The following is a 14,467-nucleotide window of genomic DNA, read 5'->3' as shown; positions in this document are numbered from 1 at the left end:
AGGTCAAAGTTGAATTGAAAATTTATTATATAAAGATATTCATTTGGTAATTATATGTAGTAAGGATAAACCTTGTATAGTCTATTCTATTTTTAAAATAAAAATAGAATAGGGTATACAAAGTTATTTCACTTGCTTTTTACTTTTATTATGTGATGCAGTTTCTTTTTCAATAATATCTAGAGATTCAGATAGACATTCTTCAATAACATCAGAAGTTATTAATATTGATTCCTTATCGTTTAGTTTATTCAAAGTTACCAACCCCTTTCGTTTTTATTATTATATACTCATAAAAAGAAAATGTCAATTAAAATTATCACTAAAATTAAAAGATTTTTATATTGTAAAATTAAAATTCAGAATTTAATGAATTTTCATATTAAATGTACAAGCTACTATACTTTAAAGAGATTTGGAATAAAAACTCTATTTTTTTATTGGAGAATATAAATGAATTTGCAAAAAAAGTATTATTTAAAATTTATTTATATGAATTTTTATGAAATTTTACATAACATTAAATGTCAATAAATTACTATGAGTAAATTGAACAGGTATGAAAAATTTTTTGGAAACACTACAAAAAATATGTTAATATAATTATAAGCAAGTCGATTACTAAAGTGTAGAAAATAAGGGAATAACATTTAAATTAAGAAAGTTGGTGGAATTATGAAAGATATTAAAGTAGTAGTTGTGGATGATTCACCTTTTTCAATTGCATTACTCAGGGATATGCTTACTGATAATGGATTTGATGTTGTTGGTGAAGCTACTTCCCTTGAGGAGACCATTGAAGTGGTAGGTAAATTGAGACCAAATATTGTAACAATGGATATGACTATACCAGGTACAGATGGTATTGAATGTACTAAAGCAATTCATTCTATAGACCCAAACATAAATGTTATAATAGTAAGTTCAATGATGGATGATGAAATAGTGAAAAAAGCTAAAAAAAATCATGCTTGTGGATATATTCAAAAACCTGTTGACCCTGAAGAACTTACTTTGTTGATAAATAGAATAATGGCAGATGATGAATTATTTAAGGACCTTGATGAAGTTTATTACAGTGTTTATAAAGAATCCTTTATGGATGTTTTTAATAAATTAATGAAAACAGTACCAAAGTTTGGCGAAGAGAGTAACTCAGATGTAGAGCTAGTATCTAGGGGAATATCAATCGTTATGGGCATTATAGGTAAGTATTCAGGAAGAATGTTACTAGACATGTCTTATGATACTGCAGAGAAACTTTCTGAATTTGCATTAAGGAGAAAGCCTAAAGATGCAGAGGAAATGTTAAACATTATGGGAGAAATTTGTAACATGGTAGCAGGGAATGCATCCTCTGTACTCAATAGAAAAGATAAATTGTTAGGACTGCGTGTAGCACCTCCAAGTATATTTTATGGAAATTCCATAAATATATCTAAAGCGGAATTAGATACAACTACATCTTCTGTAGCTAATACTGAATTTGGTGAGATCTATGTAAATGTAGGATTTCAAAGGAGGTCTGGAGAATGGATGTCAAATATATAAATCCATTTTTTGATGCGTTTTTAAATGTCATGCCTGAACTTGGAATAAATGATATAAAAAGAGGAAAGATTAGTCTTAGGGGAAAGACTATAGAAAGTATGGGAGTTTTAATTATCATTGGAATTGTAGGCGATTTGAAAGGTAACATCATATATGAAACTACTATAGAAAATGCAAAAGCTATAGCTTCTAAGATGATGATGGGAGCTCCAGTCAAAGAATTAGATGAAATGGCACAAAGTGCGATTGAAGAACTTACAAATATGCTTACTGCCAATGCATCTACATCATTTTCAAATGAAGGTATTAGGATAGATATATCAACCCCTACATTGATGTATGGAAATTTTAAGGCTTCATCAAATGCAGATAAGACTATATGTGTGGAAATGATTATAGATGGCCTTTCATTTCGAGTAAATGTTGCAATAGAGAAATGTAAGTAAAGGACTGTTTGTTTAAGATTAAGAATTTAATGTATATATTTTGAAAAATTATTATTTAGATATATGAAAAGTGGAGAATAAGGTATATTCTCCACTTTTATTGATGTATTGACATATTATATTTAATGTTTAAAAATATTTTAAATATTTTGGAATGTAATATAAAATTGGGTTTCATTGGACCAAAGTATTTGAAACCTCCTAAAATTATTATAACTCCTGAAAAAATTATTATCGAGCTTAAGATTTTATCTATAAATTTTACATTTTTTACATTAAGCTTATTATTAAATTTACTCATGGTAAATACCAATAGAATCCACCATAACATGCTTCCTATAAATACTCCTATTATTAAAAGTAATTTATGATCTGGTTCTTGTCCAATATGTGCCAAGCGCAGCCCTGTAAATACAGCTATAAAAGAAAAAATTGTTGCTGGATTTGCTAGCGCAATAAAAAATGTTGAGATAAAAGCTTTAAACATAGAACCGCTAGGTGAATAGGATTTTATATTTCCTGTTTTATCTATATCTTTGCCCGGACTTTTTTTAATAAAAGAATAGACGCCGAAACAAATTAATATAAGACCTCCTATTATATGAAAGTACAATTTATGAATAAGAATAAATTTTTCTATTAACATAAAACCTAATGCTGCAATTGTTGCATAAATAGTGTCTGTAAGTGCTGAACCAAGGCCGGATATTAAACCACATTTACGTCCAAATGTGATAGTGTTTCTAAGGCACATTGCACCAATGGGGCCTAAGGGCATACCTGTTATCAATCCTATAAGTATTCCTTTAAATAAACTTAGTAACATATAGTTTCTCACTTTCAATATTGTATTTAAAATTTAGTCTAATGAAAATATTTTATTCATACCTTATTATTTTATCCTTAACTAGATGCATATTCAACATAATATGTTCCATTTCTATAAATTTTATAGTATAAATTTATTGTACCGCAAAATGCGACAATAATTAACATGAAATTTAAATAATATAATAAATGAAAATAGAGCTGATGCATGAATGCTCTTAGGAGCATAAATGAGAGTAATTAAAGATATATTTCAGGACTAGCCCTTATTTTTTTGTTAACAATAATGTAATAAAAAACATGTTGATAAAAAAAAGCATTAGTAGTAAAATATTTTACACATAAAGGTTCGCATACGAAAGATTTGAATACAAAATATTATGGAAAGTTTAATTAAAAATAGAAAAGAGGTGAGTACATGGATGAAAATAAAAGTATTGTAATAATGAGGGAAATGAAAATAATATTATGTTCTTTAAAAAAGAACATGAAAAATAGTTTTAATAATTTTAATCTTACTGCGCCTCAAGGAATGCTTATTGAGATGTTACGCAGATATGGTGAAATGAAAATAAGTGATTTAAGTAAAAGAATGGGACTATCCAATAGCACTGTGTCTGGAATTGTAGATAGATTAGAAAAGCAAGGATTAATAAAAAGGACTAGAAGTGATGATGATAGAAGAGTAGTTTATGTAAATGTAACTGATAAATTTAAAAATGGATTTCAGGAAAATTTTAAAAAGGTTGAACAAGAATTTGAAGATATAATGAGTAAAGCTTCTCCTGAAGAAATTGACAGTATACTTAATGGACTTAATATATTAAAAAAGCTATTTAGTAAGAATGAGTAATCTAAAAAAATTATAGTATTTATGTAAGGAGAATATACAATAATATGATTAAATTAATAAAGTATTTAAAACCTTTTATAGGACTAATTATTGCAGCTATAATTCTTTTGTTTGTACAGGCAATGTGTGACCTTGCCCTTCCGGATTACACATCTAATATTGTAAATAAAGGTATACAGCAGGGGGGTATTGTAAGCTCCGTACCACAAGCAATAAGAGAAAGTCAAATGAAAAAGTTAGAAGTATTTATGAATAAAAGTGATTTAAAAGAGATTTCTAAAAATTATGTTCCTGTTGATAAATCAAATGCAGACTATTATAGATATTTAGAAAAATATCCAAACCTTAAAAATGAACCCATTTTTGTTCTTAAAGATGTTGACAAAAATGAGATGGATAAATTGAATTCTATAATGGGGAAATCTATAATTGATGTTTCAGGTGTTGAAAAAATTAAATCCAATGCAAGAAATGGAATAATTTCATTTAATGGAATGAAATTACCTGCTAGTGCAAATTTATTTGATATTCTTTCTAAGATGCCAGATAACCAGCGTTTGAAGGTAATTGAAGATATAAACAAGAAAACTTCAAGTTTTGGTGAGAGTATGACTGTTCAGATGACTGCTCCAGAAGTTAAGGCAGAGTATAATGCACTTGGAATGAATACAGATAAGATTCAAAGTAAATATATAATAAACATTGGAGTACGTATGCTGCTTATAGCACTTCTTGGAGGTATATGTACTGTTGCAGTTGGATTTTTGGCATCAAAAACTGCAGCAGGACTTGCCAGGAACTTACGTAAAAATATATTTGAAAAAGTTGAGAATTTTTCAAATGCGGAATTTGATAAGTTTTCAACTGCATCTCTTATAACAAGAAGTACAAATGATATTACACAAATACAAATGCTTATGGTTGTTATGATAAGGATGGTATTTTATGCACCAATTATGGGAATTGGTGGTGTAATAAGAGCTATGGGAAAAAGTAAATCAATGTCATGGATTATTGCACTTGCAGTTATAGTGCTTTTAGGATTGATACTTGTAGTATTTGCAGTAGCTTTTCCAAAATTTAAAATTATACAAAAACTTATAGATAAACTAAATCTTGTTACACGTGAAAATCTTTCTGGAATGATGGTAATAAGAGCTTTTAATACACAAAAATTTGAAGAAGAGCGTTTTGACAAGGCAAATAGAGATGTGACAAAGACAAATTTGTTTGTAAATCGTGTGATGGTGTCCATGATGCCTATAATGATGTTTGTGATGAATGCAGTTACATTGCTCATAGTATGGGTTGGTTCCCATCAGGTTGCAAATTCCAGTATGCAGGTAGGAGATATGATGGCATTTATGCAGTATGCAATGCAGATAATTATGTCATTTTTAATGCTTGCTGTGATGTTTATTTTAATACCAAGGGCATCTGTTTCTGCAGGACGTATTGATGAAGTTTTAGAAACTGATATTTCAATTGTAGATCCAAAAGATATAATACATTTTGATGGTAGTTTGAAGGGAAATGTTGAATTTAAGAATGTGTCTTTCAGGTATCCTGGAGCAGGTGAGGACGCCTTAAAGAATATAAGTTTTAAAGCTTTACCTGGAAAAACAACTGCATTTATAGGATCTACAGGCTCTGGAAAAACAACTCTTTTAAATCTGATTATGCGTTTTTATGATGCAGCAGCTGGTGAAGTGCTTGTAGATGGGGTAAATGTAAAGAAAGTAACTCAACATGAACTTCGGGATAAAATTGGATATGTACCACAAAAGGGATATCTATTTAGTGGAACGATTGAATCCAACCTTAAATATGGAGATAAAAATGTAAGCTGTGATGGTATAAATCATGCTGTAGAAGTTTCTCAGTCTGAAGAATTTATAAATGAAAAAATTAAAGGAATTGAAAGTGAAATTTCTGAGGGAGGTTCAAATGTATCTGGAGGTCAAAAACAGAGACTTTCTATTGCACGTGCTCTTGTAAAGAAACCTGAAATTTATGTGTTTGATGACAGCTTTTCTGCTCTTGATTTTAAAACAGATGCTGCCCTTAGAAAGGCCCTTAGAAAAGAGACTACTTCAAGTACATTTATCATTGTGGCACAGCGTATTTCTACAATTATAGATGCAGATCAAATAATAGTTCTTGATGATGGTAATGTGGTTGGAATAGGTACTCACGAAGAACTTATGAAAAGCTGTGAAGCGTATAGAGAAATTGCCTTTTCACAACTTTCAAAGGAGGAATTGGCATGAGTGATAAATATAAAATAAAAAGACAAAAAGTACATCAGCATGGACCTGGTGGTATGATACAGGGTGGCGAAAAGGCTAACAATTTTAAGAGTACTATGAAAAAGCTTATAGAGTATATGAATGAGTATAAACTAGCTGTCATCATAGTATTTGTATTTGCATCTGCAAGTGCTGTGTTTTCTATAGTGGGACCTAAAATATTAGGTAAGGCAACAACTAAGCTTTTCGAAGGGATTATGGGAAAAATTTCAGGTTCAGGGTCTGGAATAGATTTTGATTATATAGCTAGGATATTAATAATACTTGCAGGATTATATGCATTAAGTACACTTTTTAGTTATATTCAAGGATGGATTATGTCTGGGGTTTCCATGAAAGTAAGCTACAAGATGCGAAAGGAAATTTCAGAGAAAATAAATAGATTACCTCTTAAATATTTTGATGGAACAAATCATGGGGAAGTATTGTCCCGTGTCACCAATGATGTAGATACGGTGAGCCAGACTTTAAACCAGAGCTTGACCCAGATAATTACTTCAATTACTACTGTAATAGGGGTACTTGTGATGATGCTTAGCATAAGTTTTACTATGACCATAGTAGCACTTTGCATAATTCCACTATCTATGGGAATCATGATGCTTATAATCAAGCAATCTCAGAAATATTTTAAAGAGCAGCAGGATTATCTGGGGCATGTAAATGGGCATGTAGAGGAAATGTATGGTGGACATATAGTTATGAGAGCTTTCAATGGCGAAGAAGATAGCATTCAAAAATTTGATAAGCTGAATAATACCTTATATAAATCTGCATGGAAATCACAGTTTTTGTCAGGCATGATAATGCCAATTATGAATTTTGTAAGTAACCTTGGATATGTAGGTGTATGTGTACTTGGAGGATGGCTTGCTATAAAGAAGACTATTGAGGTAGGAGATATTCAAGCTTTTATACAATATGTAAGATCCTTTACACAGCCAATTACTCAGATAGCAAATATATCAAACATACTTCAGCAGACGGCTGCGTCAGCAGAACGTGTATTTGAATTTTTAGAGGAGGAAGAGGCAGTTCCTGAAACTTGCAATCCTGTAAAGCTTGAAAACATTGAAGGATGTGTAGAGTTTAAAAATGTTCACTTTGGATATAATTCTGACAAAGTTGTTATAAATAATTTTTCAGCTAAGGTAAAACCAGGTGAAAAAGTTGCAATTGTGGGACCAACTGGTGCTGGGAAAACTACTATGGTAAAACTTTTAATGCGATTTTATGATATAAGCAGTGGAGCTATTTTAGTAGATGGACATGATATAAGAGATTTCAATCGAAATGACTTGAGATCTATATTTGGTATGGTACTCCAGGATACATGGCTCTATAATGGAAGCATAATGGAAAATATACGATATGGAAGACTTGATGCTTCCGATGAAGAGGTTAAAATTGCAGCAAAGGCAGCCCATGTAGATAGTTTTGTGAGGGCCTTGCCAGGTGGATACAATATGATTTTAAATGAAGAAGCTTCTAATGTATCTCAAGGACAAAAGCAGCTTTTAACAATTGCAAGGGCCATACTTGCAGATCCTAGAATTCTTATTTTTGATGAGGCAACCAGTTCTGTAGATACCCGTACAGAAGTTAGAATAAAAAAGGCAATGGACAATCTTATGAAAGGTTGTACTAGTTTTATTATTGCACACAGGTTGTCTACAATACGTGATGCAGATTTAATTCTTGTAATGAATAATGGAGATATTGTAGAACAGGGAAGTCATGAAGAACTTTTGAAAAATAAAGGATTTTACTTTAACCTATATAATAGCCAGTTTGAAGATTCTCTGGCTGCTGAATAAATGCAATTTATTACAATATAATAACTAATTGATAGCATGTCAAGAATATCTTGAAAAAGAATATTTTTGATGTGCTATTTTTTTAGTTATTTAAGGTAAATGTATTTGATGCAAATCCATAAAAAATTATTTCACATAAATTTTATAGTATCAAAATATAATTTAGTGTGATGTATATTAAGTCAGAATTATCACTTAGAAGATTTAGAAATATAAATTGGTAACAATTTATAAAATGTAAAATCTCTAAAGGAGGATAGCTAAATAATGGATAGTAAGGCTAACTTAGTAAAAAATGAATTAAAGGATAATGAACAAATAAATAGTGCAGCTAATAAGATAGATGGCGAACACACACAACCAATTAGTAGTCTAAAACTTAAACTTGTATTTTTTGTAAAACAGGGAATGGATGTTTTTTTGGATGATATTATAAATGGATTATCCAATGAGTATATAAATAGAAAAATTGTAGTTACTGATTACAATCAAATAGATACATGGATGCAGTGGGCTGATATTTGCTTTTTTGAATGGTGTGATGAACTTGTTATATATGGCAGCAGGTTACCCATATCTAAAGAAAAAAAGATAATTTGCAGGTTGCATAGCTATGAGGCATTTACTAGTTATCCTAATAATGTTCAATGGAACAATATAGATGTGCTTATATTTGTGGGAGAGTATATTAAAAAATTTGTAGTTAATAAATTTAAAATAAGCGATCAAAAAGTAGTAGTAGTTCCTAATGGAATTGATATTAGCAAATGGACTTTTGAAGAAAGAAAACCGGGATTTAATATTGCTTATGTAGGATATATTAATTATAAAAAAGGTCCAATGTTGTTGATGCATACTTTTAAGGCCATCTATGATAAGGATTGTAGATACAAATTGTTTATTGCAGGGCAATTTCAGGATGATAGGGATGTTTTGTATTTTCACCAGATGATTAAAGAATTTGGTATGGAAAAAAACGTTGTATATGAAGGATGGCAAGATAATTTAGATAAATGGCTTGAAGACAAAAATTATATTTTGTGTACAAGTATATTGGAATCTCAAAATGTGAGTGTAATGCAAGCTATGTCTAAGGGAATTAAGCCTTTAGTACATAATTTTGTTGGGGCTAAAACAGTATATCCAAAGGAATATGTTTGGAATACAATAGATGAAGCTATAGATATGATTCAATCTGATAGATATGATTCAGGTGAATATAGGAATTATATATCGGATAATTATGGATGTAATAAACAAATGAGTAAAATAAGGCAAATAATTAAAAATATAAAAATTGGTAACAAAATAAAGCAGCAAAAGTTTGATTATAAACAATATTGGAATAATAGATTAAACAGTAAATTTGATATAGAGGGAGTAGGCTACATAGGCCTTGGACAGATTTACAACGAGTTTTTGTATAAATCCAGATTTGAAATATTAGAGTATATTATTAAAAATTTAATTAAAACCATTAAATATGCAAATGTTTTAGAACTAGGCCCAGGAATTGGAATGTTTACAAATTACTTTTATAAAAATGGTTTTGAAAATTATTGTGGAATAGATATTAGCGAAAAGTCACAAAAAGAATTAAGCAGAAAATATATAAAGTATAAATTTATGCTGGGAGATATATCAGAAAAAGGGATTTATCCTAAGGATAAATATGATTTGATTCTCGCAGCGGATGTATTGCTGCATTTGACAGATGAAGAAAAATATAAATGTGTAGTGAAAAACTTATCAAATGTATTAAAAGATACAGGTTATATTATAACTTTTAATCCTATAACAGTGATAAATTCCAAAAGTGAATCTCCACATTTAGTTATAAGAGACATAAAATATGTAGAAAACATTTTAAAAGAAAATGATTTAGAAGCTGCAGGAATGCTGCCATCTACATTTTTCATGAACTATCCTTTTGATAGGAATATTCTTAAAGATAAATCAGATATAGCTCAAAATATATTTAATTTAATACAGAGTATATTTAGTAATCCAGAAATATGTGATGATTCTAAAAGAGATATAGCAGAATGGATATCTCTATTAGACAAACAATGTCTAATCAACAACAAATTTGGACTATCCCAAAAGGTTTTAATAATAAAAAAGAAAAGTAATCAAGAATTATTTAATTTTAGCATCAGTGATGTATGGAATTATAATAATGTAAGGCTGCAGTCAATTGAAAAAGAGACATTATTAAATAAAGATACTCGGATTAGTAAGTATAATTTAATAAATTTATTAAAAAATGATATAGGCAAATTAATTAATCTTAATGATAAACATGATTTAGAAATAAAGCCACTAGTTACAGTAGGAATTACCGTATACAATTGTAAAAAGTATTTAAAAAAGTGTGTAGATTCATATTTGAATCAAAGTTATTCAAATATAGAAATTTTATTAATTGATGATTGTTCAACTGATGGTTCAAAAGAAATTATACGAGAATATGAAAATAATTATAGTAATGTAAAAGGCATTTACCATAAACTAAATTCAGGTGGAGCTTCCCAAGGGTTACAAGAGATTATCAAGAATGCAAAGGGAAAATATTTTCAATGGATAGCTTGTGATGATTTTGCAGAAAAAAATGCTGTAGAAATATTTGTTCATTATTTAGAAAAAAATCCAGACAAAGATTATGTATATAGTAACTTTAATACAGTAGATGAAAATGACATAAAAAAAGGTGAATGGAATTATAGATTACCTGATTGGCAAGATGCTATCAGATATATATTTTTTAATGCATCGGGTATAATTCCAATGAATTGTATGTATAGATTAAAATTCTTTAAAAAGAATGGAATTACCTGGATTGTATATAAAGGAAATGATTTTTCAGCTGACACACTCAATTCACTGCAATTTATTAAGTATGGTTGGAATTATGGTAGAGTAGATAAAAATTTGATAAATTATAGGATTCATTCTAATAATGCATCTCATAATTTAGAAAAAAGGATAAAAACTCTAGTGTCAGTTTTTGATTATATAATTAAGAATTTTTCAGAAGAAATTTATTTCTCACAAATTGATTGGAATAATGTTCAAAATAGAGAGCAATTTAAAAATTATATGATTGCAAAATATTATTATGATCAATTTAATAATAATTTAAGCGGGAAAGCTATACCAGGTTATTTAAATGTCAGTGTTACAAAAGAAGAACTTAGGGCATATTGTGGGGTATTTTTGAAAGAAGGCATGAAATATATTAATGAAGGTTTAAATCAAGGGGAAACATATAAAGCTCAAATTAATAAATTAAAAAATGAATATGAAAATTATACGAAGTAAGTTGTTGGGGGGATAGGGTGTATGTTTAAAGATAAATGTTTATTGATTACAGGAGGTACTGGTTCTTTTGGAAATGCAGTATTAAAAAGATTTTTAAATACTGATATTAATGAAATTCGTATTTTTTCCCGTGATGAGAAAAAACAAAATGATATGAGAAAATTTTATAAAAATGATAAAATCAAATTTTATATAGGTGACGTTAGGGATTTAGCTTCTGTGAAAAATGCCATGCATAGTGTGGATTATATATTTCATGCGGCAGCATTAAAACAAGTTCCATCTTGTGAATTTTTCCCGATTGAAGCTGTAAAGACTAATGTTATGGGAACAGATAATGTACTTACGGCTGCTATAGAATATGAAGTAAAAAAAGTTATATGTCTTTCAACAGATAAAGCAGCATATCCTATAAATGCAATGGGAATATCAAAAGCTATGATGGAAAAAGTATTTGTAGCAAAATCAAAAACTGTATCAACAGATAAAACTGTGATTTGTGGTACAAGATATGGAAATGTTATGGCTTCACGTGGTTCGGTTATCCCGCTATTTGTTGAACAAATCGAGAATGGACAGCCATTGACTGTAACTAATCCTAAAATGACGAGATTTTTAATGAGCCTTGATGAGGCAGTTGAACTTGTAATATTTGCTTTTAAAAATGCTAAGCAAGGAGATATAATAGTTCAAAAAGCTCCAGCTTCAACTATAGGAGATTTGGCACAAGCAATTAAAGAATTATTTCATGCAGATAATGAAATTAAAGTAATAGGTACACGTCACGGTGAAAAATTATATGAAACATTGCTTACTAAAGAAGAATATCTTCATGCAAAAGATATGGGCAGTTTTTTTAGAGTCCCAGCAGATACGAGAGATTTAAACTATGACAAGTATTTCATAGAGGGTGATGAAAAACTTTCTACGGAGAAAGAGTATAATTCTCAAAACACAAAAATTCTGACTGTAGAACAGATTAAAGAAAAACTATTAAAACTTGATTATATAAAACAAGAACTCAAGGCGTCATAAGCTGTAAACGAAGCTGCTTTTATTAAATAAAAATTTATCTTAAAAGAAAGGTAGGCGTATTCATGAAAATACTTGTAACTGGAGCAAATGGATTTGTAGGTAAAAATCTTATTGCAGAGCTCAATAACAGAGGATATAAGTATATATATAAATTCGCTAAAGATACAGATAAATTATTACTTGATGAGTATACAAAAGATTGTGAATTTGTATTTCACTTAGCGGGAGTAAACAGACCTAAAAGTGAAAGTGAGTTCATGGAAGGCAACTTTGGTTCTACACTGGAACTTTTGAAACTTTTAAAAAAGCATAATAATAAGGTTCCAATTTTAATAACTTCTTCTGTTCAAGCTGAAAGAAACAACTCTTATGGAATAAGTAAAAGAAAAGCAGAAAAATTGTTGTTTGATTATAGTAATGAAACAGGAACAAAAATTTTAGTATATAGGTTACCAAATCTTTTTGGAAAATGGAGTAAGCCAAATTATAATACAGTAGTAGCTACCTATTGTTATAATATAGCAAGAGGATTAGATATACAGATAGATAACCCTGATACAGAACTTACATTATGTTATATAGATGATGTTTTAGCTGAATTTATACGAGCATTAGAGGGAAAATATACAAAACAAGTGAAATACTATTATATTTCTACAATATATAAGATTAAGTTAGGAGATTTAGCAGATACAATAAATAGTTTAAAAAAAACCAGAGAGAATTTAAGTGTTCCCAATATGGATGATGAATTGACTAAGAAGTTGTATAGTACGTATTTAAGTTTTTTACCCGAAGGTGAATTTTCATATAATTTAAACATGAAATGTGATGATAGAGGTTCTTTTACAGAATTTATAAGGACATTAGACAGAGGTCAGGTCTCTATAAATGTGGCAAAACCAGGTATTACAAAAGGAAACCACTGGCATCATACTAAAAGTGAAAAATTTTTAGTAGTAAGTGGAAAAGGACTTATTTGTTTTAGAAAAATAGGCTCCGATAAAATTATAAAATATAAAGTAAGTGGAGAAAAATTTCAAGTAGTAGATATACCAACGGGATATACACATTCGATTTCAAATATAGGTGATACTGATATGGTAACTGTGATGTGGGCAAATGAAGCTTTTAATCCTGAAAAGCCGGACACTTACTTTTTGGAGGTTTAATAAATGAAGAAACTAAAGGTAATGACAGTAGTTGGAACAAGACCGGAAATAATAAGATTATCTGCTGTTATAAACAAGTTAGAAGAATCTGAAGCAGTAGAACACATATTAGTGCATACCGGCCAAAATTATGATTATGAATTAAATGAAGCATTTTTTAAAGATTTTAAGTTAAGAAAGCCAGATTATTTTCTAAATGCAGCTGCAGGAACAGCTGTAGAAACTATAGGGAATATTCTCATAAAAATAGATCCAATTATGGAAAAAGTAAAACCAGATGCTTTTTTGATACTTGGAGATACAAACAGCTGCCTCGCAGCCATTGCAGCTAAAAAAAGACATATACCAATATTCCATATGGAGGCAGGAAACAGGTGCTTTGATCAAAGAGTACCTGAAGAAACTAATAGAAAAATAGTAGACCATATATCAGATATAAACTTGACATACAGCAGTATTGCAAGAGAATATTTACTTTGGGAAGGCTTACCGGCAGATAGAATAATTAAAACTGGAAGTCCGATGTTTGAGGTAATTAATTCAAGAAAAGAAGATATAGAAGAGTCAGATGTACTTCAAAGACTACATTTAGAAGAAGGACAATATTTCGTGGCGTCAGCTCACAGAGAAGAAAATGTAAATTCTGAAATAAACTTTTCAAATCTAGTTGATAGTCTAAATACAATTGCAGATAAATATAAGTTGCCAATTATAGTTAGTACACATCCAAGAACAAAAAAAATTATAATTTCCAGAAAAATAAAATTTAATTCACTGATATCACTTATGAAACCCCTTGGATTTAATGATTATGTAAAACTTCAGATAAAGGCAAAAACGGTATTAAGTGATAGTGGAACTATAAGTGAAGAATCTTCCATACTTGGATTTAAAGCATTAAACATAAGACAAACTCATGAGAGACCAGAGGCAATGGAAGAAGCATCGGTTATGATGGTTGGTCTTGAAAAGAAGAGAATACTACAAGGTTTAGAAGTTTTAGAAATTCAAAACAAAGATACTTTAAAAAGAGTATTAGATTATAGTATGCCTAATGTATCTGATAAAGTACTTAGAATAATATTGTCTTATACTGATTATGTAAATAGAGTTGTATGGAAAAGGTGTTAAATAT

General features: G+C 29.4%; 11 protein-coding genes. 9 read left to right on the top strand and 2 right to left on the bottom strand.

Annotation, left to right across the window (positions count from 1 at the left end):
• Positions 1 to 123: 123 nt before the first annotated feature.
• A complete protein-coding gene (locus WY13_RS22065) occupies positions 124 to 255 on the bottom strand; it encodes a hypothetical protein (RefSeq protein WP_278321775.1) in 132 nt (43 codons plus the stop codon).
• A 420-nt stretch (positions 256 to 675) separates the two neighbouring features.
• Between WY13_RS22065 and WY13_RS07455 the strand changes: the two genes are divergently transcribed.
• A complete protein-coding gene (locus tag WY13_RS07455; protein WP_063555057.1) occupies positions 676 to 1,551 on the top strand; it encodes a response regulator in 876 nt (291 codons plus the stop codon).
• Complete coding sequence (locus tag WY13_RS07450; RefSeq protein WP_013238540.1) at positions 1,533 to 1,997, top strand: chemotaxis protein CheX; 465 nt, start codon at positions 1,533 to 1,535, stop codon at positions 1,995 to 1,997. The genes WY13_RS07455 and WY13_RS07450 overlap by 19 nt, the downstream gene beginning before the upstream one ends.
• 97 nt (positions 1,998 to 2,094) lie before the next feature.
• Here WY13_RS07450 and WY13_RS07445 read toward each other — a convergent pair whose 3' ends face one another.
• Complete coding sequence (locus tag WY13_RS07445; protein ID WP_063555056.1) at positions 2,095 to 2,823, bottom strand: LysE family translocator; 729 nt, start codon at positions 2,821 to 2,823, stop codon at positions 2,095 to 2,097.
• A 420-nt stretch (positions 2,824 to 3,243) separates the two neighbouring features.
• On the opposite strand from WY13_RS07445, the gene WY13_RS07440 reads away from it, so the two are divergent.
• From WY13_RS07440 to wecB, 7 genes are all read left to right on the top strand, one after another.
• A complete protein-coding gene (locus WY13_RS07440) occupies positions 3,244 to 3,678 on the top strand; it encodes a MarR family winged helix-turn-helix transcriptional regulator (RefSeq protein WP_063555055.1) in 435 nt (144 codons plus the stop codon).
• A gap of 44 nt (positions 3,679 to 3,722) precedes the next feature.
• A complete protein-coding gene (locus tag WY13_RS07435) occupies positions 3,723 to 5,948 on the top strand; it encodes an ABC transporter ATP-binding protein (RefSeq protein ID WP_063555054.1) in 2,226 nt (741 codons plus the stop codon).
• Positions 5,945 to 7,804: an ABC transporter ATP-binding protein gene (locus tag WY13_RS07430; RefSeq protein WP_063555053.1), complete on the top strand. Its 1,860-nt coding sequence runs from the start codon at positions 5,945 to 5,947 to the stop codon at positions 7,802 to 7,804. The genes WY13_RS07435 and WY13_RS07430 overlap by 4 nt, the downstream gene beginning before the upstream one ends.
• Positions 7,805 to 8,071: 267 nt before the next feature.
• Positions 8,072 to 11,125 (top strand): glycosyltransferase, encoded by a 3,054-nt coding sequence (locus tag WY13_RS07425; protein ID WP_063555052.1) that lies wholly within the window; start codon positions 8,072 to 8,074, stop codon positions 11,123 to 11,125.
• A 21-nt stretch (positions 11,126 to 11,146) separates the two neighbouring features.
• On the top strand, positions 11,147 to 12,160 hold the full coding sequence (locus tag WY13_RS07420) for a polysaccharide biosynthesis protein (protein ID WP_063555051.1): 1,014 nt from the start codon (positions 11,147 to 11,149) through the stop codon (positions 12,158 to 12,160).
• A gap of 62 nt (positions 12,161 to 12,222) precedes the next feature.
• Positions 12,223 to 13,332, top strand: coding sequence for an NAD-dependent epimerase/dehydratase family protein (locus tag WY13_RS07415; protein ID WP_063555050.1), 1,110 nt, complete (start codon positions 12,223 to 12,225; stop codon positions 13,330 to 13,332).
• A 3-nt stretch (positions 13,333 to 13,335) separates the two neighbouring features.
• Positions 13,336 to 14,463 carry a non-hydrolyzing UDP-N-acetylglucosamine 2-epimerase gene (gene wecB, locus WY13_RS07410; RefSeq protein WP_063555049.1) on the top strand — a complete coding sequence of 376 codons (1,128 nt, stop codon included), beginning with the start codon at positions 13,336 to 13,338 and terminating at the stop codon, positions 14,461 to 14,463.
• Positions 14,464 to 14,467: the final 4 nt, after the last annotated feature.

This window comes from Clostridium ljungdahlii (genome assembly GCF_001636845.1).
In the GTDB taxonomy this organism is placed as follows: Bacteria; Bacillota; Clostridia; order Clostridiales; family Clostridiaceae; genus Clostridium_B; species Clostridium_B ljungdahlii_A.
This window is presented reverse-complemented; position numbering and strand designations above follow the sequence as displayed.